This window comes from Streptomyces sp. cmx-18-6, assembly GCF_046548915.1.
In the GTDB taxonomy this organism is placed as follows: Bacteria; Actinomycetota; Actinomycetes; order Streptomycetales; family Streptomycetaceae; genus Streptomyces.
In genome coordinates this window covers 968,324-993,084 of the sequence record NZ_JAEBEP010000001.1, presented here as the reverse complement: position 1 = coordinate 993,084, position 24,761 = coordinate 968,324, and the positions used below count along the sequence as shown (strand labels likewise).

Below are 24,761 nucleotides of genomic sequence, written 5' to 3'. Positions count from 1 at the left end.
GGACACGACCACGGAGGCGGCGCAGTGTCGGATGCCAGGACCCCTGCGCAGATCGAGGCGGACATCATCAGCAGGCGCGAGCAGCTCGCGGTGGTGCTCGATGAGATCGGGGTGCGCGTACACCCGAAGACGATCATCGGCGACGCGAAGGCGAAAGCGGTCCAGAACGTGGACCGGACGGCCGGGCGGGCGTTCGTCGCGGTGAATCGCTCGGTGTCGAACGTGAAGGCGCAGTTCGTCGCGGAGGACGGTTCGCCGCGGCTGGAGCGGGTGATTCCCGCCGCGCTGCTGGTGGTGGGCGTGGTGGGGCTGCTCACCGTGTCCAAGCGCCGCCGCGCGTGACCGCTCTCCGGCGGGCGGCGGACGGGCCCCTCGGGCATGGGGCCCGGGGCGGTGGCGGTAGGTTGCGGGCGTGAGCGAGAAGACCCACGACGACAAACTGCCCATCCGCATGCTGCACGACCGTGTGCTGGTGCGGAACGACGCCGCCGAGGGCGAGCGGCGTTCCGGCGGCGGCATCCTCATCCCGGCGACCGCCGCGGTGGGCCGGCGGCTGGCCTGGGCGGTGGTGGTCGCGGTCGGTCAGAACGTGCGGACGGTGGAGCCGGGGGACCGGGTGCTGTACGACCCCGAGGACCGTGCCGAGGTCGAGGTGCGGGGCGTGGCCTACGTGTTGATGCGGGAGCGCGATCTGCACGCGGTGGCGGCGGACCGGTTCGAGGGTTCGGTGGATTCGACCGGGCTGTATCTGTAGCGACCTGTGGCGATCCGTGGCGACCTGTAGCTGTATGTAGCCGTCTATAGCTGTCTGTAGCGATACCCGTAGAGGCACCCGCAGCGACATCCGTAGCGGCGGGTGGGGGCGGTGACCGTGGTCACCGCCCCCACCCGCCGTTCCTTGCTACGGTGGAAGCACCCCGACGAGACGCGCCGTACCGGGCAGGAAAAGACGACGCACCCGTGTTGTTCGCGTGTTCGTCGTCGGAGGTTCTGCCGTGGCCTGGGTTCTGTTGATCATCGCCGGTCTGCTCGAAGTGGGCTGGTCGATCGGGATGAAGTACACCGAGGGGTTCACCCGGCTGTGGCCGAGCGTGTTCACCGGCCTCGGGATCGTGGCGAGCATGGTGCTGCTGTCGCACGCCGCGAAGACGCTGCCGATCGGGACGGCGTACGGCGTATGGGTCGGCATCGGCGCGGCCGGTGCGGCGATCCTCGGCATGGTCGTCCTGAACGAGCCGGTGACCGCCGCCCGGATCTTCTTCGTCTGTCTGCTGCTGGTCGCCGTGGTGGGCCTGAAGGCGACGTCCGGGCACTGACACCCCCGGTGCGCCTCCCGGTGCGCCCCTCCCGCTACGCCCACCCGCTCACCCCGGCGCGTCACTCGCCGCCGGAGGGGCGGGTGCCGCGTACGCCTTCGATGAGGCCGCTGATGGTGTTCGGGTCGCCGTTGCCGCCGTCGCCGGTGGTGGCGCCGCTATCGCCTCCCGTTCCGCCGTCGCCTCCGCCGTCCCCGCCGGTCGTGGTTCCTTCCGCGTCCCCCGCGCCGCCGTCCGCCGCGCCTTCGGTCCCGGCGTCGTCGTCGCCGCTGGGCCGGGCGGGGGTCGTCGGCGCCGCGGGGGCGGTGTCGGCCGGTGAGCTGGGGGTGGCGTCGGCGGGGGTGGAGGGGCCGGTGGTTCCGGTGCTCTCGTCGCCGGGCTCCTGGGGTTCGTCGGAGCCGGGGGCCTGTTCGAGGTCGAACTCCTGGGCCGGGGAGGAGCGCAGGGCCGCTTCCGTGTAGGCGGCCCAGGTCTCGGCCGGAGCGCCGCCGCCGTTGATGCGGGGCATGCCGAGGGCTCCGTACAGCGGGGTCTGCGCGCCGCTGTCGGGGTCCTGGCCCATGACGGCGACGACGGTGGCGAGGTCGGGGGTGTAGCCGGCGAACCAGGCGGCCTTGTCCTCCTCGGCCGTGCCGGTCTTGCCCACGGCGGGGCGGCCGACGGCCTGGGCGGCGGAGCCCGTTCCGCCTTCCACGACGCTGCGCAGGACGGCGGTGGTGGTGTCGGCGGCCTCGCGGGTGACGGCCTGCTTCGCCTTCCGCTCGGGCAGCTCGATCTCCGTACCGTTCTTGCTGATGCTGTCGACGAGCGTGTACGGGCCGTGCCGGCCGTGGTTGGCGAGCGTGGCGTACGCCTCGGTGAGGTCCAGGACGCTGGCGGTGGCGGGGCCGAGCGCGATGGAGGGGGAGGCGGTGAGGTCGGGGGTGGAGGCGGGGATGCCGAGGGCGACGGCGGTCTCCTTGACCTTCTGGGGGCCGACGTCCTGGGCCATCTGCGCGTAGACCGCGTTGACGGACTTGTCGGTGGCGGTGCGGACGGTGATCTGCCCGTAGTCGACGTCGTCCTCGTTGGCGGGGGCGTAGGCGGTGGAGCTCTGGAAGCCCTGGACGGTGCGCTTGTTGGTGCCGTCGTAGTAGGACTCGGGGGTGATGCGGCGGCCGTCCTGGGTGGTGGAGTCGTGGGCGACGGCGGCGGTGAGGACGAACGGCTTGAAGGTGGAGCCGACCTGGTAGTCGCGGCGGGTGGCGTTGTTGACGTACTGCTGGGTGTAGTCGATGCCGCCGTACATCGCGACGACCTCGCCGGTCTGCGGGACGATGGACGCGCCGCCGACGCGGACGTTGCGGTCGGCGTCGCGGTCGTCGCTCCGCTTGGACGTCACGTTGGCGTTGACGGCCTCGACGAAGGCGTCCTGCTTCTTCTTGTCGAGGGTGGTGGTGATGCGGTGGCCGCCCGTGGCGAGGGTCTTCTCGTCGATGATCCCGTTGCCGGTGAGGTAGTCCTCGACGGCCTGCACCAGATAGCCGCGCTGGCCGGAGAGGCTGGTGGGGGGCTTGGCCTCGCCGGGTACGGGGAATTCGGTCGTCCCCCGTTCGGCGGCGTCCAGCCAGCCCTCCTTGACCATGCCGTCCAGGACGTAGTTCCAGCGGTCCAGGGCCGCGGGCTTGCTGTCGGGGTGGGCGACGACGTCGTAGGCGCTGGGGGCGTTCAGCAGGGAGGCGAGGTACGCGCCTTCGGCGGTGGTGAGGTCCTCGACGTTCTTGCCGTAGTACGCCTGGGCGGCGGCCTGGATGCCGTAGGCGTTGCGCCCGAAATAGCTGGTGTTGAGGTAGCCCTCGAAGATCTGGTCCTTGCTCTGCTCGCGGTTGAGTTTGATCGCGATGAAGAACTCCTTGGCCTTGCGGACGACGGTCCGTTCCTGGCCCAGGTAGTAGTTCTTGACGTACTGCTGGGTGATGGTGGAGCCGCCCTGCTTGCCCTTGCCGGTCGCGGTGTTCCAGCCGGCCCGGAACATGGCCCTCACGTCGACGGCGGGCTGGGAGTAGAAGTCGCGGTCCTCGGCGGCGAGTACGGCCTGCTGGACGGTGCGCGGGACCTGGGAGAGCTTGATCTTTTCCCGGTTCACCTTGCCGTCGCGGGCCAGGACGGTGCCGTCCTCGTAGAAGTAGACGTTGGACTCGGCGTCCGCGCCGGCGTTGGCGGCGGGGATGTCGACGAGCTGGTATCCGGCGAAGAACCCGCCGCCGAGCAGGAGGGCGAGGCCGACGACGGCGGCGAGGGTCATCCGCCAGGTGGGGACGAGGCGTCGCCATCCGGTCCTCTTGGGTCGCCCCTTCCTTCCCGCCTTCCCCTTCTTTCCTGGAGTCTCCCCCTCCCGCGCACCGTTCCCGGGGGTCGCGGAGGCGGCTGAGGGGTCCCGAGGGGCCCAGTTCTGTGGCTCGTCGCTCATGTCGGTGCGGGCTCCTCGGGTGCGGTCAGTGTTCCCATAGTGCCCGTTTCGCCGGGAAACCCTCGTATCATCCTTCGATCTCCCCCGTTCTCCCCCGTTCTCCTTCTCTGTCCCCCGTCGTCCCCCCGTCCCCGCCCCCATCCCCGTCCCCCGGAAATCCGGTCGCGGCGGTCTCCGTCCGTGCACTAAGGTCGTGCGCTTTGGTGTCCGGAACCGGAGCGCGGCCTTGCGTCCGTGCGGCCCGGCGGGGGAGAGGGGACGGGCGTGCGGCTGTACGCAGTGGTGGCGGCGGGCGGTTTCCGGCGCTACACCACATATCGGACGGCGACGGCCGCGGGGGTGTTCACCAACACCGTCTTCGGCTTCATCCTGGCGTACACCTACACCGCCCTGTGGGACCAACGCCCGCAGCTCGGCGGGTACGACATGTCCCAGGCGCTGGCGTACGTCTGGATCGGGCAGGCCCTGCTGGCGGCCTGCGCCATGATGGGCGGCGGCTTCGAGGACGAGCTGATGGAGCGGATCCGTACGGGGGACGTCGCCGTGGACCTGTACCGCCCCATCGACCTCCAGCTGTGGTGGCTGGCCGGGGATCTGGGCCGGGCGGCGTTCCAGCTGCTGGGGCGCGGGGTGGTGCCGATGCTCGCGGGGGCGCTCGCCTTCGATATCGCGCTCCCCGGTTCGCCGTGGATCTGGCCCGCGTTCCTCCTCTCCGTGCTGCTGGGCGTCGTCGTGAGCTTCGCCGTGCGCTTCCTGGTCGCGCTGTCGGCGTTCTGGCTGCTGGACGGGGCGGGGGCGACCCAGATGTCCATGCTGCTGGGGCTGTTCTTCTCCGGGATGCTGCTGCCGCTGCCGCTGTTCCCCGGACTCCTGGGCGAGGTCGCCCGGATGCTGCCGTGGTCCTCGCTGCTCCAGATCCCGGCCGATGTGTTCCTCGGCAAGTACACGGGGTGGGGGCTGCTGGAGGCGTACGCGTTCCAGGGCGGCTGGGCGGTGGCGCTCCTGCTGGCGGGGCGGCTGCTCCAGGGCGTCGCGACGAGGAGGGTGGTGGTGCAGGGTGGCTGAGACGGTTGCGGTGCGGCCCGAGGAGGGCGGGGATCCCGGCGGCTTCGCGTACGAGGACCGGCCCCGGCTGCTGGAGGGGCTGCGTGCGTACGGGCTGATCGTGGCGATGTGGGTGCGCTCGACGATGGCGTACCGGGCCTCGTTCGTCATGACGACGTTCGGGAATCTCGCGGCGACCGCCTTCGACTTCCTCACGATCGTCCTGATGTTCACGCACGTCGACGCGCTGGGCGGCTACACGCTCCCGGAGATCGCCCTCCTCTACGGGGTGTCGGCGACGGCCTTCGGGGTGTGCGACCTGCTGCTGGGCTCGATGGAGCGGCTGGGCCGCCGGGTACGGGACGGAACACTCGACACCCTGCTGGTGCGGCCGGTCCCGGTGCTGGCGCAGGTGGCGGCGGACCGGTTCGCGCTGCGCAGGATCGGGCGGATCCTCCAGGGCCTCGCCGTGCTCGGCTATGCGCTGATCACCCTGGACATCGCGTGGACGCCCCTGAAGGTGCTGATGCTGCCGGTGATGCTGGTGAGCGGGGCGGCGGTCTTCGGCGCGGTCTTCGTGGCCGGGGCGGCCTTCCAGTTCGTCGCCCAGGACGCCTCGCAGGTGCAGAGCGCCTTCACGTACGGCGGGGCGACGCTGCTCCAGTACCCGCCGACGATCTTCGCGAAGGACCTGGTGCGCGGGGTGACGTTCGTGGTCCCGCTGGCCTTCGTCAGCTGGCTGCCCGCGCTGTACCTGCTGGACCGGGAGTACCCGCTGGACCTGCCGCAGTGGGTGGCGTTCCTGACGCCGGTGGTGGCCGCGGCGTGCTGCGCGCTGGCGGGGCTCGCGTGGCGGGCGGGGCTGCGGACGTACCGGAGTACGGGGAGTTGAGCGGGGCGAGTGGGATGAGCGGGGCGAGTGGGGCGAGTGGGGCGACGGAGGAGGGTACGGGCATGGGTGACGGTACGGGTATGGGTACGGGTGACGGCGTGGGTACGGGGACGGGAGCGGGGGTGGACGTGGGCACGGGCGTGGGCGTGGGGACGCGTACGGTCTCCGGCACGGCCCGGGGTGACGACGGCTTCATCACCCTCGACGGCGTCGAGAAGGTCTTCCAGGTCAGCCGCCGGACCGGCCTGCTGCGCCGGGAGCGGCGTGAGGTCCGGGCCGTGGACGGCATCAGCTTCCAGGTGGCGCGCGGCGAGATGGTCGGCTACATCGGCCCGAACGGGGCCGGCAAGTCGACCACGATCAAGATGCTGACGGGCATCCTCACCCCGAGCGGCGGCCGGCTGCGCGTGGCGGGCATCGACCCGTCCCGGGAGCGTACGCGCCTGGCTCACCGCATCGGCGTGGTCTTCGGCCAGCGGACGACGCTGTGGTGGGACCTGCCGCTGCGCGACTCGTACCGGCTGATGCACCGCATGTACCGCATCCCGGACCGCCGTTACCGGGAGAACCTGGACCGCTGCGTCGAACTGCTGGACCTGGGAGAGCTGTTGGAGGTTCCCGTACGGCAACTCTCCCTCGGTCAGCGGATGCGGGGCGACATCGCGGCGGCCCTGCTGCACGACCCCGAGGTGCTCTATCTCGACGAGCCGACGATCGGGCTCGATGTGATCTCGAAGGCCAAAGTGCGCCAGTTCCTCCAGGAGTTGAACGCGGAACGGGGAACCACGGTCCTGCTGACGACGCACGACCTGACCGACATCGAGCAGCTCTGCCGGCGGGTGATGGTGATCGACCACGGCCGTCTGATGTACGACGGTTCGCTCGCCGGGCTCCATGAGGCGGGGGAGAGCGAGCGGATGCTCGTGGTGGACCTGGAGCGCGAACTCCCGCCGATCGAGCTGACGTCCGACGGACCGGGGCCGGCCCTGCGGGCGGTCAAGGTGGAGGGCCCGCGCCAGTGGCTGGCCTTCCCCGCCTCCGCGTCGGCCGCCCCGCTGGTGGCGCGGATCGCGGCGGAGTACCCGCTGATGGACCTGTCGGTGCGGGAGCCCGACATCGAGGCCGTGATCGCGAAGATGTACGAGGGCGGGGTCACGCCGTAACCCGGAGGGCGCCGGTCGGGGGCCCGGGGCCGACGCGCGCAGGTCGTGGGCCTGCAGGTCTGTGCCGGGAACGGGTCTGTTCAATAGGCTGCGCAGTATGACAAGTGAACGTCCGGAAATGCGCGCCTCCGATGCTGAGCGTGAGCGGATCGCCGAGTTGCTGCGCGAGGCCGTGGCCGAGGGCCGCCTGGAGATGGACGAGTTCGAGCAGCGCCTCGACACCGCCTACAAGGCGCGTACGCACGGGGAGTTGGAACCGCTCGTCCAGGACCTTCCGGCTCCGGGTTCGGCGGTGGCCCGGGTGGGCTCGTCCGCGCCCGCCCCGGCCCGTGGTTCCGCCGCGAACTGGCCGGCCCGGGTCGGAGGGGCGGCGACGTCGAAGGGGGCGTTCGCCTTCTGGGGCGGCTTCAACCGGAAGGGCCGCTGGACGGTGGCCCGGAAGTTCACCGCGTTCGCGATGTGGGGCGGGGGTGAGATCGACCTGCGCGAGGCGAACTTCGAGGACCGCCAGATCGTCATCCGCTGCGTCACGATCATGGGCGGCGTCCATGTGACGGCCCCGCCCGAGCTGAACGTGGAGGTCCGGGGCATCGGCATCATGGGCGGCTTCGGCGAGGGCTCGAACGAGGAGGGCGAACCCGCCCCGGACGCCCCGCACGTGGTGGTCACCGGGTTCGCGCTGATGGGCGGCGTCGGCGTGGACCGCAAGCGGACGAAGGCGGAGCGCCGCCGTCTGAAGGAGGCCGAGCAGGCCGAGCTGGCGGCCCGCGAGCGCAATCGCCTGGAGGGCCCGGAGGACGGCGGCCGCAAGGAGCTGGGCTGAGGGCCGGGGGGACGGGGGCGGCCGCAAGAAGCTGGGCTGGGTGGCCCGGAGGACGGCGGCGGCGGCCGCAAGGAGCTGGCTGAGGCCCCCGCCGTACGCCAGCACGTCACCGCGTCAGCACATCAGCTCACAGCAGCTCACAGCTCGTCGGACTTCGGCGTGCGGGCCCGCTCCACGGACGCCAGGTCCACCCGCTCGCCGAGCGCCCGGTACCCGGCGTCGTTGAAGTGCAGGTGGTCGCCGGAGTCGTACGCCGGGTGGATCCGGTTCGGCGCGCCGGGGTCGCGTACCGCCTCGTCGAAGTCGACGTACGCGTCGAAGACGCCGCCCGCCCGTATGCGCTCGTTGACCGCCAGCCGTACGGCGTTGCGCTCCGGCGTCCAGCTGGAGAAGCCCTCGAACGGGGTCAGCGTCGCGCCGACCACCGTCAGCCCGCGCGCCCGTGCCCGCTCGGTGAGGGAGCGCAGCCCCTCCACGATGCGCTGCGGGTCGGTCTCCTGGGGTGTCTGCTGTACGTCGTTGATGCCGAGGGCCACGAACACGGTGCGCGCCCCGGCGACCGAGAGCACGTCGCGCTCGAACCGGTCGACGCCGCCCTGGCCGCTGGTGCCCGGCCGCAGGAGCCGGTTGCCGGCTATGCCCGCGTTGGCGACCCCGTACCGGCCGTTCAGCCGGTCGGCGAGGATGTCGGGCCAGCGGGAGTTGGCGTCGGTGGTGGAGCCGCTGCCGGCGGTCAGTGAGTCCCCGATGGCGACGACGGCGCCGGGCGCGGCCTCGTTGAGGACGTCCACGCGGGTGAGGTAGCGCCAGTGGGTGGTGCTCCAGGTGCCGCGGCCGTCGATCAGGTAGGACGTCTGGTGGGTGTTGGGGTGGTAGGTGACCGGGCCGCCCGGGCGCGGGGTGCGGAAGCTGACCTCCAGGTCGGAGTCGGCGGCGACGGGCACGGTCACCGGATCGCTGACGACCTGCCCGCCCGCCGCGACGGTGACGACGGCGGCGCCGCCGAAGGTCACCGGGCGGGTGTTGACCGTGGCCCGGTCGACGACGAGGGGCACGGTCCCGAAGAGGTTGGAGACCGTGATGCGCGCGGCGTCCCCGCCGACGCTTGTGTGCACGATGTTACGGATGGTGTTTCCGGGGAATCCGTTCTCGGTGTTGGGCTCCGCACCGACAGGCGCCATGGTCCAGGTGGCGACCCAGTTCCCGCCGGCGTTGGCGGGGGCGACCGGGTTACGGGCGGCCGCGTGCGTCTCGGCGGGCGGGCGCGGCGTCGGCCGGCGGTCGGTGAACAGCGTCGTGCCGAAGGCGGCAGCGACCGCGAGTACGGCGGTGCCCGCCACGAGGGCGATGAGCAGGGCGTACCCCTGGCGCCTGGGCATGTGCGGTGGTTCTCCTTGTGATGATCGTGCTGATCCCATGATGCGACAGACCGTGGGGAACTCGACGTGCGCCCCGGGAGTAGGTGAGGCAGGGACAATGCGTAACGCACGGGGGCGTGGCGTACGCGGACGGGCGGAGCGGATGGAGCGCATGGAACGGAGCGGTTCCGGAGAGCAGGACGCGGTGCATGGGCCGGGACAGGAGCCGGGCCAGGACCCCGAAGGAACCGGGAGCGGGACGGAGGAGGAGTCCACCCCGGCGACGGGGAGGGAGCCCACCCCGGCGAAGGAGAAGGAGTCCGCCCCCGCGACGGAGAGGGAGGCCGCCCCCGGGACGGGGAAGGAATCCCTTCCCTCGACGGGGAAGGATAACGGCGCTGACGGCCTGTCGGCCAATGACGAGGACGGGGTGCGCGCACTCGCGGCGGGCACGCCGAAGGCGTCGCGGGGGATGTCGCGGGAGGATGCCGGGACGGGTTCCGGACCCGGCTCCACGCCCCCTCCACCCGGCCCCACGCCCCCTGCCGACCCGGAGCACCGGCCGGAATCAGGCGCGGGACCCGGGGCGGGGTCCGGCGCGGGACCCGGGACGGGACCCGGGGAGGGATCCGGGGCGGCCGCCGGAGCCGGGCCGCTCGGCGCGGTGCCGCTCGCCTCGTTCTCGTACACCGCCGCCGACGAGGAGAAGCAGCGCGGCGTACGGCGTATGAAGATCACGGCCACCGGTCTCCTTCTGCTGGTCGCGCTCGTGTACGTCCTGGCCACCTGGGCGGAACACTCAGGTGTGACGGGCTGGCCGGGCTACGTCGCAGCGGCTGCCGAGGCGGGGATGGTGGGCGCTCTGGCGGACTGGTTCGCCGTCACGGCGCTCTTCCGGCGTCCGCTCGGCCTGCCCATCCCCCACACCGCGATCATCCCCACCAAGAAGGATCAGCTGGGGCAGTCACTTGGTTCCTTCGTCGGGGAGAACTTTCTCTCCGGAGACGTCATTCGTGACCGAATTCACGCTCTGGGCGTGGGTCGGAGGGTCGGCGCGTGGCTGGCGGAGCCGGAACACGCCGACCGGGTCACCGCCGAGCTGGCGACGGCGCTGCGCGGCGCGCTGACGGTGCTGCGGGACTCCGACGTCCAGGCGATCGTCGGCGAGGCCATCACCCGCCGGGCGAACGCGGCGGAGGTCGGGCCCGGTCTCGGCAAGATGCTGGAGCGGGTCGTGGCGGACGGCGGCCATCGCAAGGTCGTCGACCTCGTCTGCGTACGGGCGCACGACTGGCTGGTGGAGCACGGCGACTCGGTGATGGACGCGGTGCAGGGCGGCGCTCCGGGGTGGACGCCCCGGTTCGTCGACAAGCGGGTGGGGGAGCGGGTCTACAAGGAGCTGCTGCGGTTCGTCACGGAGATGCGGGACATGCCGGGCCACCCGGCGCGCGGCTCCATCGACACCTTCCTCACCGACTTCGCGGCCGACCTCCAGAGCGACGCCGACACCCGGGCCCGGGTGGACCGGCTGAAGTCGGAGATCCTGGGCCGCGGCGAGGTGCAGGACGTCATCGCGTCGGCCTGGTCCTCCGTCCGTACGATGATCATGGCGACGGCCGAGGACGAGCGCAGCGAACTGCGGCTGCGGGCCCGGGCGTCGCTGATGTCGCTGGGAGCCAAGCTGGCGAGCGACGAGCGTCTCCGGGGCAAGCTGGACGGCTGGCTGGAGGACGCGGCGGTGTACGTGGTCACGACGTACCGGGCCGAGATCACCTCACTGATCAGCGAGACCGTGGCGAGCTGGGACGCGGACCAGACGTCGAAGAAGATCGAGGCGCACATCGGCCGCGACCTCCAGTTCATCCGCATCAACGGCACGGTGGTCGGCGCGCTGGCGGGCCTGGCGATCCACACGGTGTCGCAGGCGCTGGGGGCCTGAGGGCTTGAGGGACTGAGGGGCCTGAGGGCTTGAGGGACTGAGGGGCTGAGGGGCCTGAAGCGCCCTCTGTGACCGGGGTTCCGGGTGCGTACCCGTCCTGTCGTACGGGTACGCACCCGGCTTACGCGGGGGAGGTGCCCGGTAGTACGGGCGCGGCGCGGCGGGTGTTCAACGCCGCGCCGCCTTCTTTTTCGCCGGGCCGCTCGTGCCGGTGTCCGCCGCCGTCAGCCCGCCCACGACCGTCTCGCCGATCTCGGCGAAGGCGTCGATCTGCTCGGGCGTGAGCAGATCGATGAAGTACCGCCGTACGGACTCGACGTGCGGACCCGCCGCGTCCTCGATCGCGCGCAGCCCCTCCTCGGTGAGGACGACGACGGCTCCGCGGCCGTCCGTCGCGCACTCCTCGCGCACGAGCAGACCGCGCTGCTCCATACGGGCCAGGTGGTGGGAGAGGCGGCTGCGGGACCAGAGCATCCGGTCCGCGATCTCGCTGACACGGCCCCGGTGTTCCGGGCGGGACCCGAGGTTGGACAGGACGTCGTAGTCGGCGTCGGACAGCGAGCTGTCCCGGGCGAGATCGCGCGACACCTGGGCGTTGAGCAGCAGGAACATACGGCGGTACGCCTGCCATGCGCGCTGTTCGCGGTCGGAGAGCCAACGAGGTTCGGGGTTCACCGTTCCACGATCCCACAAAGTGATTGACGTGTCATTCATATGCCCTCTACGGTGATGCCCATGCCAGTGAGTGACACGTCAACTAGTTGAGGGGAGGGCCTGTGATCCGGGCGCTGTATCTCTCGTGCGGTCTCGTCCTGTTCGGCGTCAGCGTCGCGCTGATGATCACCGCCGGACTCGGCGTCCCTTCCTGGGACGTGCTGCACCAAGGGCTCGCCCACACCACCGGGCTGCCGTTCGGCCTGGTGGTGAACGGGGTGGGCGTGCTCGTCCTGCTCCTCTGGATACCGCTGAGGGTCCGGCCCGGCGTCGGCACGCTCGCCAACGTGCTCGTGGTCGGCCTGGCCGCCGACGCCGCACTGAGCGTGCTGCCCGAACCGGACGGCCTCGCGGTACGGATTCCCCTGCTCCTCCTGGGGATCGGGCTCAACGCCTTCGCCACGGGCCTCTACATCGGGGCCGGACTCGGACCGGGCCCGCGTGACGGCCTGATGACCGGCCTGGCCGAGCGGGGCGTCTCCCTGCGGCTGGCGCGCACGGTGATCGAGGTGGTGGTCGTCGCGGTCGGCTGGCTGCTCGGCGGCACGGTCGGGATCGGCACGCTGCTGTTCGCGGTGCTGATCGGCCCGCTGGCCCAACCGGCGGTACGGAGGCTGGCGCTGGATGGGGACGGCGGTGGCCCGGGTCGCGGTCGTCCGGGTCGCGGTCGGCCGGGCCGGGCCCGTGCGGACGGTGCTCGTGGGGGCCGGGTGCGTCCGAGCGGTGTTCGTACGGACGGTGCTTGTGCGGGGTGAGCCCCTGCCCTCCTTCTCCTCCCCGCCTCTCCCTTGTCGCCTCCCCTCTCCCCCCGCCTCTCCCTTGTCCTTCCTCTCCTGAACAGGATCGGTACATGTCTCGTCTGCACGTCATCTCCGCCAGCACCCGTCCGACGTCCCTGGGGCGTTCTGTGGCCCGCTGGATCACCGAACTGGCCACCGGCAACGCCTCGTTCGACACCAGGCTCGTCGATCTCGGGGAGGTCGCCCTCCCGTTCCTGGACGAGCCCGAGCATCCCTCCGAGCGCCGCTACATCCACCGGCACACCAAGGAGTGGAGCGTGATGACGGACGCCGCCGACGCGTTCGTGATCGTGATGCCGATGTACAACGGCGGCTTCGGCGCGCCCCTGAAGAACGCGATCGACTTCCTGTACCAGGAGTGGCAGGGCAAGCCGGTGGGCCTCGTCAGCTACAGCGCGGGGGCCTCGGGCGGCGCGCCGGCGGTGGAGATGATCCGGCCCGTCCTGGGCCGCGTCGGACTGCGCCCGGCTGTCACGTCCCTGTCGATCCCGGGGATCGAGGACCGGATCGAGCAGGACGGGCGCTTCGACCCCCTGCCCGAGCACGAGGAGGGGGCCCGGGCCGTACTGGCCGAGGTGGCGGAGCTGCTGACGGCCCCGCAACCTCTTCCGGCGTGACGGCGTGACGGCGTGACGGCGTGATGGGGTGGCTGTACGGCCGCACGGGGGACGGCCGTACAGCCTCACAGGAGGTCCGTCCTAGCGGGTGGCGCGGCGGGTGACGGCCCAGGACGCGGCGGCCACGCCGCCCGCGACGCTGAAGACGGCGGGCCAGGCTCCGACCTTCTTGGCGAGCGGGTGCGAACCGGCGAAGGCGGCGACGTACGCGACGGTCAGCGCGGTGGCCGCGCGGGGACCGGCCTGGCGGTTCCACTCGTACGCGGCCAGGGACCCGGCGGCGGCGAGCGCGACCCCGCCGAGCGGACGCTTTTTGGTCCACCGGGCGACGCCGTAACCCCCGACGAGCCCGCTCGCCGCAACCACCGCTGCCGGAACCTTCGCCATCTCCGCCACCATCGCCTTCATGTCCGTAGCCGTAGCCGTGTGCATAGCCGTGTCCGTGTCCGTGTTCGTGTTCGTGTCCGTACGGTCGGTCCGCATCCGGGGCCGTCTCGCCGGCACGCACCACCGAGGCTAACCTCTGGTCCGGCCGCGTCGACGGGCGGCCGGACGGGCGGGAAGGACAGGGGGCATCGCATGAGGACGATCACGGTGACCGGGGAGGACGAAGACGCCCACCCCGTACGACTGTTCTGCACCGACAGCGGCGGCGACCGCGATACCCACAGCGACACCCACAACGGCGCTGACGGCCCGCCGCTGCTCCTGCTGCACGGCCTGGCCGGCCACTGCGGCGAATGGGAAGCCCTGGCAGGCCGGTTCGCCACCACGCACCGGGTGGCGGCCTTCGACGCCCGGGGCAGCGGGGCGAGCACGCGACGCCCCCGGGACGTCTCCCGCGCCGCCCACGTACGGGACGTGGTGGAGGTCGTCGACCACCTCGGGCTCCCGGCCGGGGAACTGGTCCTGGTGGGCCAGTCCATGGGCGGTCTCACCGCCCTGCTCACCGCCGCGGCCCACCCGGAACTGGTCCGGGCCCTGGTCCTGATCGAGGCGGGTCCCGGCGGCCCCAGCCCCCGCCTGCCGGACATCATCGGAGGCTGGCTGGACTCCTGGCCGGTCCCGTTCCCCGACGCCGAGGCGGCGGCCGCGTTCTTCGGCGGCGGAGCGGCGGGCCGCGCCTGGGCGGCCGGTCTCGCCCCGGGCCCCGGCGGCCTGCACCCACGGGTCGACCGGGACGTCATGGTCGCCACGGTCCGGGAGAACGCCCGGCGTGACTTCTGGGACGCGTGGGACCTGGTGCGCTGCCCGGTCCTGGTGGTGCGGGGCGGCCGGGGGACGATGGAGCGGGAGGAGGCGGACCGGATGGCCGAGCGCCACCCGGAGACGCGGATCCGCGTGGTCCCGGACGCGGGGCACGACGTACACCTGGATGATCCGGCGGCGGTGTACGGGGAGATGGCGGCGTTCCTGGCGGAGCTGCGGGGCTGATCCACCGCGCGGTCAGGGCGGCACCTGCGGAATCGACGTGAACAGGCTTCGCCCTATAGGGTTTTGGCCCGGCGCACGAGGGGGCGCGAGGGAGCCTCACGCCTGCTTGCAGGGGGAACGGCCGTATACCAACTGGGGAGACGAGCAACGTTGAGGAACAGCACGCGGACGCTGCGCATCGGCGGGGGCCCGGAAGTGCACCGGCTCGGATTCGGAGCTATGCAACTGCCCATCGAGCAGGGCCCCGACCGTGAGAGGTCCCTCGCGGTGGCCCGCCGGGCCGTGGAGTTGGGCGTCACCCTGATCGACACGGCCCACATGTACGGCTGGGGAGCCAACGAGGAGCTGCTCGCCGAGGCGCTGCACCCCTACCCGGACGGGCTGTTGATCACCACCAAGGTCGGCGTCGCGCGCTCGGCCGACACCGGGGAATGGGGCTTCGATGCCCGCCCGGCCGCGCTGCGGGACCAAGTCGACGCAGCCCTAAGGCGGTTGCGCGTCGAGCGGATCGAGCTGTTGCAGCTCCATCGCATCGACCCGGAGACCCCGCTCGCCGAACAGCTGGGAACTCTGGGGGAGTTGCAGTCCGAGGGGAAGGTCGGGCATCTCGGCCTCTCCGAGGTGACGGTCGACGAACTCGACGCGGCGCGGGCCGTCATCGACGTGGGGAGCGTGCAGAACCGCTACAACCTCCTGGATCGCGAACACGAACCGGTCCTCGCCGCCTGCGAGTCGGCCGGTATCGCGTTCCTGCCCTGGCGTCCGGTCGCCCACGGGGACGCGGGCGAGAACGCCGAGGTCGCGGCGGTGGCGGCGGAGCTCGGGGCCACCTCCACCCAGGTCTCGCTGGCCTGGCTCCTCGCCCACTCGCCGGTCATGCTCCCCATCCCGGGAACGGCCCGGCTCGCCCACCTCGAAGAGAACATCGCCGCAGCCGGGATCACCCTGACCGAAGCCCAGTACGACCGACTGAACGGGATCGGCGGTCAGGCGTAGCCGTAGCCGAAGCCTGTTCCTCGTCGCCGGCTCCCGGCATTGATCACGCCCCGCCGCCCTCTCGGCCCTGGTGGCCCTGTTGGCCCCTTTGGTCTTCTCGGACGTCTTCGTGTCCCGCCTCCCGCACGTGCTGTTGGTACTCTCGCTCGACGCGACGCCGCACCGCTGCCACGCCCGGCCCCATGAGCCCGTAGAGGACCGAGAACATCACGCAGCGAGGTACCAGCTCAGAGCTCCACGCCCTGTCGGTGATCAGAGTCGTGAGGGCACCCGCCGCGATGCCCAGGACGATCGCAGTGATTACCCACCTCCACCAGCGCTTCATGAAGGGCGGGTACCCCGTTCCGCGGTGATGACGTCGAGGGCGGCCGGTTCAGGCGGGGTTTCCGCCGAAAGGTGACCGCTTCACCCGGCCCCTTGGCCCGGCCACCGGTCCCCGGCCCCGGCACCCGCCCCCCGGCAGGCTTCACCCCTTCCTGAGGGTGATCGCCTGAGTGACGGCGACTCCTGTCGCCAAGAGACCCGCGGCGGCAGCGAGCGATACGCCGGTGGGCATCAGGGCCTCCACGGAATCCGAGGTGCCGTGCAGGTCGGTGAGCATGATGTTGACCGGGGAGAGGCCCTTGCCCAGGAGTACGGCCAGCAGGAGCACCAGGGCGAGGACGAGCGCGTGACCCTGCCGCCGGAACACCAGCCGTGAGCACACCAGCCCGATGGCCATACCCGCGAAGGCGCAGGTGAGTTGGGCTTCGACCCCCAGCACCAGGTCCGCGACGCCGGGTGCGTGGGACCCGAATATCAGCGGCAGCACCAGACCGGCAGCCGTCAGCAGCAGGCACCACACAGCCGCCGCCCCGACCGTTCCGAGCAGGACGCGGAGGTGGCTGCCGGCGCTGACGACGACGATCGAGCGGTGCGCCGGGTCGTCGAGGCCGACCAGCGCCATGGTCAGCCAGACCGAGCACAGCAGCGTGGCTCCGGCCACCGAGGCGTAGGTCGCGGCGAGCGGGCCGGTGTCGCTGCTGGTCAGCACGGCCACCAGGCCGAGGAACAGCAGGAGCGGCGCAAGGTAGCGCTGGGAGAGCAGCAGCACCGTGAACTGGTAGCGGACCAGGGCGATCACGGGGCGGCCCTCCCGGCCTCGGCCCGGGAACCGCGTTCCTCCGTGGCCCCGGTCAGGCCCTCCACCGACCACCGGTGCCGCAACGCCGTCAGCAGCACGGCGTCCGAGTGCTCCCGGGCCACCCGCAGGACGACGGCCCCGTCGCGTCGGGCGCTGCCCACGACACCCGGCAGCGTGGGCCAGTTCACTTCAAGGGGCACGGCACCGGCGGACGGCACGGTCAGGACCAGTTCGACCATCGGGGTACGTTCTTCCGCCGCGTGCGGGTCAGTGTGCACGTCTCCGTGCCGGCCGGCGTGCGGGTCATTGTGCACGTCTCCGTGCCCGCCGGCGTACGGGTCACCGTGCACGTCTCCGTGCCCGCCGGCGTGCGGGCCACCGTGCCGGGCAGCGCGTCGGGTGACCCGGCCGCCCTCGCTGATGGCGTAGATGGCGTCCGCGCGCGTCTCGGTGCTCGCCTCGCCGTGGTCGGTGAAGACCACCGCCCCGCCCTGCATGACCACTTCGTCGATGAACTCGGCGAGGACACCGTGGGCCGAGGCGTCCAGACCCGACCAGGGCTCGTCGAGGACCAGCAGTTCGGGCCGGATGAGCAGGGCCTGGGCGAGCGCCACTTTCTGCGCGTTGCCCTTCGACAGGGTGCGCAGCGGCGAGTTCCGCCCGCCCACCAGCGACAGCCGTTCCAGCAGGTGGTGGCTTCGGGCGCGGGCAGCGGGGACCGACAGGCCACGGATGCGTCCCATGTGGGTGAGGTAGGAGACCGCCGAGATCCGGTCATGGGCGGTGAAGCGGTCCGGTACGTAACCGATGTGCCGAGGCCGGCCCGACACGGCCCCGGAGGTGGGGTGCGAGAGCCCGACGAGGATCCTCAACAGGGTCGATTTCCCCGAGCCGTTGGCACCCACCACCGCGAGGACATCGCCTGCCGAGACCTCCATGTCCACGTCACGGAGGATCCATCGCCCCCTGCCGTGACGTTTGGCGACGCCTTCGCAACGTAACAACTCGCCTCCCGGAGCGTCTGCGGACCGATCCTACCGAGGTCCGCCTACGGGGAGTTGAAGCCTTGTTGATCAAATCGTTGCCGCACCGGGCGCAACCGCGTGCGGCTTTCTCCTGTCCCACAGTCAGTCGTGAGGATCAACCTCCGACCGGTGCGCCTACGGCGCTCGGTCCAGGGTGCGGGGGAAGGGCAGGAGCCGGGAATGGGGAAGAAGACGTGGAGAGCGGTGGAGGGCGGGAACACGTCGCACGACTCCGTCATCCCCTTCCGTCATCACCAGCGACTGCGAGGTCGTGAACAAGGCGCAAGGAGTCTGCGACTTCTCGCCGGCGACGCAAACGAATTCGACGACAGGAACTTCCCCTCGCAGGTCAAGCGGGCCACTCGCGTCACCCGAGGCACCCGCGTCACCGTCAACGCCTCGCCGGAGCCGGTCACGAAAGGCAAGACCATCACCGTGGCCAGGCGGGTCGCTCGGGCGAACTGAGACACCCATACGTACCAGGGCTACGCGGGCCGCACGGTGAGCCTTTCGTCTCACGTCGGCACACCCCACTGATGTCATCTTCCTCAGATCGGCCAGACGCTTTATGATCAACGCCATTTTTAACGGGCAAGAAGCCTTCATCGTCACGATGTTGATATGTGCTTCGATTGCCGCCGCCCTAGGATATCTGGCCGCCAGAAGAATATCCGTTCCCGTATTTCCCGCTGCGGCTCTGGCGGCCGCTCTTGTCGGTGAGTTGGCGCTGACGCTCTTCATGGGGAGTGGCAACAGTGACAGCCGGACATGCGTGGTCAACCGCAGCTTGGAAGAGCCTTTTCTGACCGAGCAGGGATGGCTCAACATAGCGTTGTTCGTCCCTATCGGATTCTTCGGTGTCCTCACCCTGCGACGTCTGGCGCCCGTCGTGAGCGCATGTCTCGCGCTGACGCTCATGACCGAGCTGGGGCAGGCCCTTCTTCCCGGTGTCGGCCGTGGCTGCGACACCAGTGATCTCCTGACCAACTTCTCGGGCGGTCTGCTCGGGATCGTGGTGGCGTGGTGCTGGCTGAGCGCGCGCGGCCGGAATAACGACGCCCTGTACACCTGGGTGCGCCCATCCGTCATCGCCGCTGTCGCCGCCGTCGCCCTCTCCGGCGTCATGGCCGCAGCATTTCTCACCCTGGTCCCGATGGACGCCACGACTCTGCGCCCGGGAGGGGCGAAAGAACGCGAGGTGGCGGAGAAGGCGCTGAAGTCGGCGTTCGGCGATCGGTACGACATAGCCAATGTGCAGATTCAGCCAGGAATGGACGGGATGTCGGATAGGCTTCTGGTCGCCCTCGGCGAAAGCGGCTCTGTCGAGGTGAGCTGGCCGGACGGCAACGAGATGACTGCCTATCTGGACCGGTTCGATTCGGATATCCCGGACGGGTTCCCTGTCGAGGGCGTCACCGAGAAGCCCGCGAGTGACGAGGACGCGTTGAGGATCGCCCGCCGCTATGCGGGCCAGGCATTCCCCTGGGGGCTGGCGGACTCGCGAGCCACGGTGGAAGCTCTGGGGGACAAGGGGAAGAAGGGGTGGATCGTACGGTGGCGACGGAGCGACAGCGCCGGGGTGCTCATGCCCATGCGGCTTGATGTGCAGATCACCCGCGCCGGGCACGTATCCCAACTTCTCGCACGGCACATCGAGAACCCGACGAACCTCCCTTCGGCGAAAATTGGCCGCAAGAAGGCCGAAAGTCTCGCCGTGGCTTCGGTTGCGGGCCCCGAGGGTCTTTCCGAACTCAAGGCGGCCGGGAGTGAGTTGATCGCTGTGAGGAGGAGCGGAACGTGGAAAGCGCAGTGGCTGGTGGGAGTCACGTCAAAAGACGGCCAACTGCCCGCCGCTCCCGTCTACATCGATGCCGTGACCGGTGATGTGGACAATGGCGCGACAGGAAACGACCGGCTGGAGCCTCTCGTCGACTGAACTCGTTCTTCGACATTCTCGGTCTCAAGCGTGCTGCTGAGGGAAGCCGGTGAGCCGGGTGCGCGTCGGACTTCGGCGTCGAGCAGCGGCCGGCATTCCCCGCACGGGGCACGCCTCCCGCCCGCGACGACGCAGCCGCGTGGTGCCCGTCTCGCTGCGTAGACTGCTGGCTCGTATGCCTGTCTGTGATGGCTACGGGCACACTGACGGGTTCCCGTTCGACCCGAAGGACCGAGCCGTGACCGACCGACCTGAGATCGTCTGCATCTGCGGCTCTGTCCGGTTCGTGGACGAGATGAGCGCGGCGAACCGTGATCTGACCTTCGCCGGTGTCATCGTCGTCGCGCCGGGCGTCTTCCTGCGCGCCGGGGATCATGAAGCGGACGGGTCGATCACCGACGAGCAGAAGGCCGCGCTGGACGCCCTCCACCTGCGCAAGATCGACCTGGCTGACCGGGTGCTGGTCGTCAATCCGGGCGGGTATATCGGCGAGTCCACGAGCAGGGAGATCGCCTACGCCCACGCCACCGGCAAGCCGATCTCGTTCACCGACCCCTTCTGACCAGTACCGGACCGCAGGCGAGGAAGTGCCCGCAGGGAAGCAGGGCCCGAGCCCCTGCCCGTTCAGGACGGCATGAGCGTGGGCATGGGCAGGAGCTGGACCAGGCCGACCCGGTTCCCGTCGTCCGCCCTGGTGTGCGTGGCACGGACCTTCCAGCGGCCGGCGGCCAGCGGGATCGACGCCTGGGCGGGCATCCCGCCCCCGGGATAGGCGATGCCCAGGTCGGCTCCTGCTTCGGCGGAGTCCATGAGCGTGGCTGGACCGTCCGACGCCCAAGTGCCGCACTCCTCCCACTGCGTGCCCGCATCTGCGAGAACAGCCATGGCCGCAGCGGTCAGCTCGGCTTCGGATGAGGCGGCAAACCACCGCAGGAAGGCTCGGTGTTCGGGTAGAAAGCAACTGGTGGCGGGCTCGTCCGCCAGCACCAGCGCCTGCGCACCGCTGTCCCCGACAGCGATCGCACCGGCCAGATCGTCCACGGCGCAGGCCCGGTCGTAGTCGTCGGGGTCGGTGCCATCCCCTGCCACGACGCCGGTCGCAGTACTCCCGCGCCATGCGGCCAACGCGGAGACGGGGACGACGATCAAGGGCCCGCCCATCGACTCCACCCAGACAGGAGGGACAGGGGACGCATCGGCTGCGGTGGACGAAGAGACGCTCATGCCGTCAGTGTGCCCGCGCCCACTGACAACGCGCGCACGGCGTGCCTGACAGCCGCTGGCCCCCGACTCCGTCCCCACGCCCCCGGCTCCCTGCCTCCCGCCCCCCCCGGCTCCCCGCCTCTCAACTCCCGTACGAACTCCCGTTCGCGTGGTAGCAGATGACCTCGGTGCGGTACGGTGACGAAGTCATCACCCTCTGTGTGCACCCGCACGCGCAGGGCGGCCCCCGGAGGTGCGACAACACCACCCGAGGGCCTTACACCCTCAGTGGAAACGAGCCACCAAGAATGCTGCGTCATGTTATCGCGCCCTCTTCGGGCTGGACCAAGGCACCGAACGTCGTCGTACGCGATCGGCGGATGAACAGCGACGCCAAGGTCCTCCTTCTGTACGTTCAGGGCCTCCCCGACTCCGCCACCGACCGCCCGCTCAGCGAACTGGCCCTGAAACTGGACCTGAAGGGCCGCTCGTACCAGCAGGCCAAGAAGCAACTGGTCGAGCACGGCTTCCTCCATGAGTGGCGGGCCCAGGGCGATGGCGGCCGCTGGGCCACGGACCAACTCCTCACGAATACGCCGCTGACGCGGGACGAGGCCAGGGCGGTACGGGTCGGGCTGTCGCCGGACGCCGGAGAGCCGACGCGGACGGACCCGCCCTCGCCGCCACCGAGTGCGCAGTCTCCGGCGGTCGGTCGACCGACTCCCCGGTCGGTCGGCGGCTATGTACCGGAGGAAGACCACAATGATGAGACCACTTCCCACCCGCCCTCCGAAGCCGAGCGGCAACAGGGAGGGCGACAGGGACGGCAACGGGGACGGCTACAGCGACAGCAGCCGCGACCGGGTCCGGGTCCGGGGCCGCAATCCCCACCGCGACCGGAGCCCGGGGCGGATCAGGAGCGGCCCCCGACTCCCGTACGGGACGGAGCGGAACCGGGCGAGTCGGCGTTGCCGCGACCGCATCACGCGCCGATCCCCGCCCAACTGGTCCGAGCAGAAAAGACGTTGCTGTCCCTGCGTCACTCCCGCCGCGACCTGCTCCTGGGGGTGGGCGAGGCTCGCGCCCTGGCGAGGGAGGCGGTCACGTGGTTGGAGCGGGGTCTGACGGAGTCCGACCTGCGCCAGGCGCTCCTGGCCGAGCCTCCCGAGGGCGGTGTGCGTTCGGCGTTCGGCTTCCTGCGCCACCGCCTGGCCCGGAAATGCCCACTGCCGCCTGCCTCCGCTCCCGCCCCGACCGGCCTCCCGGCCCAGCAGCCCTCACCCGTACGCGAGTTGCTCGTCTGCGCGGGCGAGGGCGCGGAGGAACACCTCTTTCGGCCCCGGGGCGAGGAGACGGAATGCGCCGACTGCCGCCGGGCCACGGCGTATGGGACCTGGATGGTCGACACGGACACGTGCGAGTTCCCGGCGGGCATGTCCTGGCGGCAGCGCGTCGTGGCGGTGCGGACGGCGGACGCTCTGCGCGAAGCGGCACGGGGGGCTGAGGACAGGAGAGACGAGGACGGCGGGGACCGCAGGCGCGGCGAGGAGGGCGGAGGCGGCAGGGACGGCGGGGACCACGGGCGCGGCTCAGCTCAGCGTGACGCGGGCGGCGACGGGGAGATGGTCGCTGCCGGTGGCGGGCAGGGTGCGGATATCGCGGACGATGGCGGTACGGGCCATGACCTGGTCGATCCGGGCGAGCGGGAAGGCAGCAGGGAAACTGAGGGCGAAACCCCGCTCGGCCACGCCCAGTTGTGAGGTCAGCGGGTCCAGCCCGCGATCGTCGACGGTGCTGTTGAGGTCCCCCAGGAGAAGCACGGGCCCCACCGCCTCGGCCTCGATGGCCTCGCCCAGCAACCCGGCGCTCTCATCGCGCAGGGAGGACGCGAGGCCGCCCGCGCCGAGGCGGACGGAGGGCAAGTGGGCAACGTACGCCGCGACGTCACCGTACGGAGTGTGCACCACGGCCCGCAGGCCACGGCTCCAACTCTCCGTGATACCCCGGGGTTTGATGTCCACCGCCCGGGCGTCGGTGAGCGGGTGCCTCGACCAGAGCCCGACCGTGCCGCGTACGACGTGGTGGGGGTAGTCCGGCCCGAGGACGTTCTCGTACGTGGACAGCGCGGGCTGCACCAACTCCTCCAACGCGATGAGATCGGGCTCGGCCCGGGCCAGCGCACGAGCGGTCCCCGCCGGGTCGCGGTTCTCGTCGCTGACGTTGTGCTGCACGACGACCAGCTCCCGCCCCCCGGCCTCGGCCCCCGGCAGAAGCAGCCCGCCGAACCCCTGCACCCAGGCCGCCACCGGCAGAAGGAGGGCAACGAGAGCGACACCCGAACGCCGCACCACGGCGACGACCAGCGACAGCACGACGCCCACCCCGGCCCACGGCAGGAAGGACTCCACCAGACTCCCCATCCGCCCGGGCCAGTTGGGCACAAGGGCAGGGAACGCCAACACCCCCGCCAGACCGACCGCGACAACGGCGAGCGCCCACCCCCGCCGGCCCACGCCCGGAACCCGCCCACGCGCCCCCCGCACCGGAGCCGCCGTCACCGCCGCGCCCACGCCCCTGCCAACCCGCTCCACCATGATGTCCCGTCCACTCGTCCTTGCCCCACAGGACGAGCGGCCGGGCGAGACGGGTTCCGAGCTCCCGCGACGGTGCTCCGGCACCCAGTCATACTCACCGTGGCGCCAGCAGGATGAGGATCGATCACGCAGCGCCCCCCGCCCGCACCCCGCGCCCCGCCCCTGGGAAGGCCCGCCATGACCCGCACCACCCCGCCGCGCCCCCTCGACGTCGAAGCGCTCTTCCCCGCCCTCGCGGCCCACCGCCGCACCGCCACACGCCTGCACCCCCGGCACGGTGCGCCGGGGGTGGGTGACAGCTCGGTGGCGGGCCCCCTGCTGTGGCCGGCCGACGAACCGTGGCCGGTGTGTACGGCCGTGCACCCGGAGGGCAGCGGGCACTCCCTCCCCGAGGTACGGCTCCGTCGCCGCATCCTGGACGACGCGCGGGGGCGCGACTTCACGGAGGACGAACAGCGCCTGCTGGACGGTACGACGGCGGCGGCCCACACCCCGGAAGCCCGCGCGGGCGAAGACACCCCCGCCGACCCTGCCGGCCCCGCAGACACGGCCGCCCCCGCCGACACTGCCACCCTCGCCGACCCGGCCGCCTTGCCGCTGCTGGCCGTCGCCCAGCTGTACACGCGGGATGTCCCGGATCTCGTGGGGCCCGAGGGCAAGGACCTGCTCCAGGTCCTCTGGTGCCCGTTCGAGAGCCACGGGCCCGGGCGCACGATCGACGTGGTGCTGAGGTGGCGGCGGGCGGCCGACGTCGGAGCCGTACTCGTGCCGCAGCCCGAACCCCCGGTGGCCGGCCGCGAGGAATGCGTCCCCACCACGTGCGTCCTGCACCCGGAACAGGTGGTGGAGCACGAGTACGTCGGGCTGCTGGACGAGGGGCTTCAGGAGGAGATATCCGCCTGGGAGGAGGGGCTGCTCGACGGCGACGACGATGACGACCGGGCCGGCCCCTCCTCGCCGGCGAGCTACGCGACGTACGAGGAGTACGAGGCGGCGATGACCGCGGCGCGCGCCGTGCAGCCGGACGAGATCGACTACATGAGCGACCTGTCGATCGCCCCGGGCTGGAAGGTCGGCGGCTTCGCCTCCTGGCACCTGACCGACCCGGCCCCCGTCGACTGCCGGACGTGCGGGACCGCCATGCCGCCCCTGCTCACCGTGGACAAGTGGGAATGCGACGGAGCCTCGCGCGGCTGGCTGCCGACCGAGGACCAAGACGCCGCCGCCGACCCCCGCGTCCTCGCCCCGACCGGCGTCCACCTCGGCCGCGGCCTGATGCGCGTACACACCTGCCCCACCGACCCGTCCCACCCGCACCGGCTGAGCTTCCAGTAG

At 71.3% G+C, this 24,761-nt stretch carries 23 protein-coding genes, 1 pseudogene and 1 riboswitch; of the genes and pseudogenes, 16 read left to right on the top strand and 8 right to left on the bottom strand.

Annotation, left to right across the window (positions count from 1 at the left end; translation table 11 throughout):
- Nucleotides 1-24: 24 nt before the first annotated feature.
- The 3 genes from ACLJPL_RS04425 (at nucleotide 25) to ACLJPL_RS04415 (ending at nucleotide 1,316) form a co-directional block, all read left to right on the top strand.
- The gene (locus ACLJPL_RS04425; protein WP_411079308.1) at nucleotides 25-342 is read left to right on the top strand and encodes a DUF3618 domain-containing protein; all 318 of its coding nucleotides are present in this window, start codon (nucleotides 25-27) and stop codon (nucleotides 340-342) included.
- A 70-nt stretch (nucleotides 343-412) separates the two neighbouring features.
- Nucleotides 413-754, top strand: a complete 342-nt coding sequence (locus ACLJPL_RS04420) for a GroES family chaperonin (RefSeq protein WP_411079307.1) — start codon at nucleotides 413-415, stop codon at nucleotides 752-754.
- A 141-nt stretch (nucleotides 755-895) separates the two neighbouring features.
- Nucleotides 896-959, top strand: a riboswitch (guanidine-III (ykkC-III) riboswitch).
- Nucleotides 960-995: 36 nt separating this feature from the next.
- On the top strand, nucleotides 996-1,316 hold the full coding sequence (locus tag ACLJPL_RS04415) for a DMT family transporter (protein WP_018488630.1): 321 nt from the start codon (nucleotides 996-998) through the stop codon (nucleotides 1,314-1,316).
- Between the two features lie 61 nt (nucleotides 1,317-1,377).
- Here the strand turns inward: ACLJPL_RS04415 and ACLJPL_RS04410 are convergent, their stop codons facing one another.
- Nucleotides 1,378-3,765, bottom strand: coding sequence for a transglycosylase domain-containing protein (locus ACLJPL_RS04410; protein WP_411079306.1), 2,388 nt, complete (start codon nucleotides 3,763-3,765; stop codon nucleotides 1,378-1,380).
- A gap of 264 nt (nucleotides 3,766-4,029) precedes the next feature.
- Between ACLJPL_RS04410 and ACLJPL_RS04405 the strand changes: the two genes are divergently transcribed.
- The 4 genes from ACLJPL_RS04405 to ACLJPL_RS04390 all read left to right on the top strand — a co-directional run bounded on the left by ACLJPL_RS04405 (nucleotide 4,030) and on the right by ACLJPL_RS04390 (nucleotide 7,687).
- Nucleotides 4,030-4,830 carry an ABC transporter permease gene (locus tag ACLJPL_RS04405; protein ID WP_411079305.1) on the top strand — a complete coding sequence of 267 codons (801 nt, stop codon included), beginning with the start codon at nucleotides 4,030-4,032 and terminating at the stop codon, nucleotides 4,828-4,830.
- The gene (locus tag ACLJPL_RS04400; protein WP_411079304.1) at nucleotides 4,823-5,701 is read left to right on the top strand and encodes an ABC transporter permease; all 879 of its coding nucleotides are present in this window, start codon (nucleotides 4,823-4,825) and stop codon (nucleotides 5,699-5,701) included. The genes ACLJPL_RS04405 and ACLJPL_RS04400 overlap by 8 nt, the downstream gene beginning before the upstream one ends.
- A gap of 80 nt (nucleotides 5,702-5,781) precedes the next feature.
- Complete coding sequence (locus ACLJPL_RS04395; RefSeq protein WP_411079465.1) at nucleotides 5,782-6,864, top strand: ATP-binding cassette domain-containing protein; 1,083 nt, start codon at nucleotides 5,782-5,784, stop codon at nucleotides 6,862-6,864.
- Between the two features lie 118 nt (nucleotides 6,865-6,982).
- Complete coding sequence (locus ACLJPL_RS04390; protein WP_411079464.1) at nucleotides 6,983-7,687, top strand: DUF1707 domain-containing protein; 705 nt, start codon at nucleotides 6,983-6,985, stop codon at nucleotides 7,685-7,687.
- 137 nt (nucleotides 7,688-7,824) lie between these two features.
- Here the strand turns inward: ACLJPL_RS04390 and ACLJPL_RS04385 are convergent, their stop codons facing one another.
- The gene (locus ACLJPL_RS04385; RefSeq protein ID WP_411079303.1) at nucleotides 7,825-9,066 is read right to left on the bottom strand and encodes an SGNH/GDSL hydrolase family protein; all 1,242 of its coding nucleotides are present in this window, start codon (nucleotides 9,064-9,066) and stop codon (nucleotides 7,825-7,827) included.
- 451 nt (nucleotides 9,067-9,517) lie between these two features.
- Here ACLJPL_RS04385 and ACLJPL_RS04380 point away from each other — a divergent pair, with 451 nt between their 5' ends.
- Complete coding sequence (locus tag ACLJPL_RS04380; RefSeq protein WP_411079463.1) at nucleotides 9,518-10,984, top strand: DUF445 domain-containing protein; 1,467 nt, start codon at nucleotides 9,518-9,520, stop codon at nucleotides 10,982-10,984.
- 168 nt (nucleotides 10,985-11,152) lie between these two features.
- Here the strand turns inward: ACLJPL_RS04380 and ACLJPL_RS04375 are convergent, their stop codons facing one another.
- Nucleotides 11,153-11,659, bottom strand: a complete 507-nt coding sequence (locus ACLJPL_RS04375) for a MarR family winged helix-turn-helix transcriptional regulator (protein WP_411079302.1) — start codon at nucleotides 11,657-11,659, stop codon at nucleotides 11,153-11,155.
- A 161-nt stretch (nucleotides 11,660-11,820) separates the two neighbouring features.
- Here ACLJPL_RS04375 and ACLJPL_RS04370 point away from each other — a divergent pair, with 161 nt between their 5' ends.
- A complete protein-coding gene (locus ACLJPL_RS04370) occupies nucleotides 11,821-12,453 on the top strand; it encodes a YczE/YyaS/YitT family protein (protein ID WP_411079462.1) in 633 nt (210 codons plus the stop codon).
- A 95-nt stretch (nucleotides 12,454-12,548) separates the two neighbouring features.
- Nucleotides 12,549-13,115, top strand: a complete 567-nt coding sequence (locus ACLJPL_RS04365; protein ID WP_411079301.1) for an NADPH-dependent FMN reductase — start codon at nucleotides 12,549-12,551, stop codon at nucleotides 13,113-13,115.
- 81 nt (nucleotides 13,116-13,196) lie between these two features.
- Here the strand turns inward: ACLJPL_RS04365 and ACLJPL_RS04360 are convergent, their stop codons facing one another.
- A complete protein-coding gene (locus tag ACLJPL_RS04360) occupies nucleotides 13,197-13,502 on the bottom strand; it encodes a hypothetical protein (protein WP_411079461.1) in 306 nt (101 codons plus the stop codon).
- Between the two features lie 192 nt (nucleotides 13,503-13,694).
- On the opposite strand from ACLJPL_RS04360, the gene ACLJPL_RS04355 reads away from it, so the two are divergent.
- Both ACLJPL_RS04355 and ACLJPL_RS04350 read left to right on the top strand, forming a co-directional pair.
- Nucleotides 13,695-14,549, top strand: coding sequence for an alpha/beta fold hydrolase (locus ACLJPL_RS04355; protein ID WP_411079300.1), 855 nt, complete (start codon nucleotides 13,695-13,697; stop codon nucleotides 14,547-14,549).
- A gap of 150 nt (nucleotides 14,550-14,699) precedes the next feature.
- Nucleotides 14,700-15,545 (top strand): aldo/keto reductase, encoded by an 846-nt coding sequence (locus tag ACLJPL_RS04350; RefSeq protein WP_411079299.1) that lies wholly within the window; start codon nucleotides 14,700-14,702, stop codon nucleotides 15,543-15,545.
- A gap of 466 nt (nucleotides 15,546-16,011) precedes the next feature.
- Here the strand turns inward: ACLJPL_RS04350 and ACLJPL_RS04345 are convergent, their stop codons facing one another.
- Both ACLJPL_RS04345 and ACLJPL_RS04340 read right to left on the bottom strand, forming a co-directional pair.
- The gene (locus ACLJPL_RS04345; RefSeq protein ID WP_411079298.1) at nucleotides 16,012-16,668 is read right to left on the bottom strand and encodes a hypothetical protein; all 657 of its coding nucleotides are present in this window, start codon (nucleotides 16,666-16,668) and stop codon (nucleotides 16,012-16,014) included.
- Nucleotides 16,665-17,612, bottom strand: coding sequence for an ATP-binding cassette domain-containing protein (locus ACLJPL_RS04340; RefSeq protein WP_411079297.1), 948 nt, complete (start codon nucleotides 17,610-17,612; stop codon nucleotides 16,665-16,667). Before ACLJPL_RS04340 ends, ACLJPL_RS04345 begins: the two co-directional genes overlap by 4 nt.
- Nucleotides 17,613-17,937: 325 nt before the next feature.
- On the opposite strand from ACLJPL_RS04340, the pseudogene ACLJPL_RS04335 reads away from it, so the two are divergent.
- From ACLJPL_RS04335 to ACLJPL_RS04325, 3 genes and pseudogenes are all read left to right on the top strand, one after another.
- Nucleotides 17,938-18,155: pseudogene (locus ACLJPL_RS04335) on the top strand (hypothetical protein); the annotation flags it as partial.
- A gap of 106 nt (nucleotides 18,156-18,261) precedes the next feature.
- Nucleotides 18,262-19,629 carry a VanZ family protein gene (locus tag ACLJPL_RS04330; protein ID WP_411079296.1) on the top strand — a complete coding sequence of 456 codons (1,368 nt, stop codon included), beginning with the start codon at nucleotides 18,262-18,264 and terminating at the stop codon, nucleotides 19,627-19,629.
- Nucleotides 19,630-19,867: 238 nt separating this feature from the next.
- Complete coding sequence (locus tag ACLJPL_RS04325; RefSeq protein ID WP_411079295.1) at nucleotides 19,868-20,191, top strand: hypothetical protein; 324 nt, start codon at nucleotides 19,868-19,870, stop codon at nucleotides 20,189-20,191.
- A gap of 62 nt (nucleotides 20,192-20,253) precedes the next feature.
- On the opposite strand, the gene ACLJPL_RS04320 is transcribed toward ACLJPL_RS04325, so the two are convergent.
- Together ACLJPL_RS04320 and ACLJPL_RS04315 are read right to left on the bottom strand one after the other, a co-directional pair.
- Nucleotides 20,254-20,853 (bottom strand): Imm21 family immunity protein, encoded by a 600-nt coding sequence (locus ACLJPL_RS04320; protein WP_411079294.1) that lies wholly within the window; start codon nucleotides 20,851-20,853, stop codon nucleotides 20,254-20,256.
- A 1,568-nt stretch (nucleotides 20,854-22,421) separates the two neighbouring features.
- Nucleotides 22,422-23,426, bottom strand: a complete 1,005-nt coding sequence (locus ACLJPL_RS04315; protein ID WP_411079293.1) for an endonuclease/exonuclease/phosphatase family protein — start codon at nucleotides 23,424-23,426, stop codon at nucleotides 22,422-22,424.
- 177 nt (nucleotides 23,427-23,603) lie between these two features.
- Between ACLJPL_RS04315 and ACLJPL_RS04310 the strand changes: the two genes are divergently transcribed.
- Nucleotides 23,604-24,761 carry a hypothetical protein gene (locus tag ACLJPL_RS04310; RefSeq protein WP_411079292.1) on the top strand — a complete coding sequence of 386 codons (1,158 nt, stop codon included), beginning with the start codon at nucleotides 23,604-23,606 and terminating at the stop codon, nucleotides 24,759-24,761.

Excerpts from the sequence above, each read along its gene's own strand:
- ACLJPL_RS04320 (WP_411079294.1), bottom strand. The coding sequence starts at position 20,853 with ATGAGCGTCTCTTCGTCCACCGCAGCCGATGCGTCCCCTGTCCCTCCT.
- ACLJPL_RS04385 (WP_411079303.1), bottom strand. The coding sequence starts at position 9,066 with ATGCCCAGGCGCCAGGGGTACGCCCTGCTCATCGCCCTCGTGGCGGGC.
- ACLJPL_RS04330 (WP_411079296.1), top strand. The coding sequence starts at position 18,262 with ATGATCAACGCCATTTTTAACGGGCAAGAAGCCTTCATCGTCACGATG.
- ACLJPL_RS04355 (WP_411079300.1), top strand. The coding sequence starts at position 13,695 with ATGAGGACGATCACGGTGACCGGGGAGGACGAAGACGCCCACCCCGTA.
- ACLJPL_RS04365 (WP_411079301.1), top strand. The coding sequence starts at position 12,549 with ATGTCTCGTCTGCACGTCATCTCCGCCAGCACCCGTCCGACGTCCCTG.
- ACLJPL_RS04310 (WP_411079292.1), top strand. The coding sequence starts at position 23,604 with ATGACCCGCACCACCCCGCCGCGCCCCCTCGACGTCGAAGCGCTCTTC.
- ACLJPL_RS04315 (WP_411079293.1), bottom strand. The coding sequence starts at position 23,426 with ATGGTGGAGCGGGTTGGCAGGGGCGTGGGCGCGGCGGTGACGGCGGCT.
- ACLJPL_RS04360 (WP_411079461.1), bottom strand. The coding sequence starts at position 13,502 with ATGGCGAAGGTTCCGGCAGCGGTGGTTGCGGCGAGCGGGCTCGTCGGG.
- ACLJPL_RS04370 (WP_411079462.1), top strand. The coding sequence starts at position 11,821 with ATGATCACCGCCGGACTCGGCGTCCCTTCCTGGGACGTGCTGCACCAA.
- ACLJPL_RS04410 (WP_411079306.1), bottom strand. The coding sequence starts at position 3,765 with ATGAGCGACGAGCCACAGAACTGGGCCCCTCGGGACCCCTCAGCCGCC.
- ACLJPL_RS04395 (WP_411079465.1), top strand. The coding sequence starts at position 5,782 with ATGGGTACGGGTGACGGCGTGGGTACGGGGACGGGAGCGGGGGTGGAC.
- ACLJPL_RS04390 (WP_411079464.1), top strand. The coding sequence starts at position 6,983 with ATGCGCGCCTCCGATGCTGAGCGTGAGCGGATCGCCGAGTTGCTGCGC.
- ACLJPL_RS04380 (WP_411079463.1), top strand. The coding sequence starts at position 9,518 with ATGTCGCGGGAGGATGCCGGGACGGGTTCCGGACCCGGCTCCACGCCC.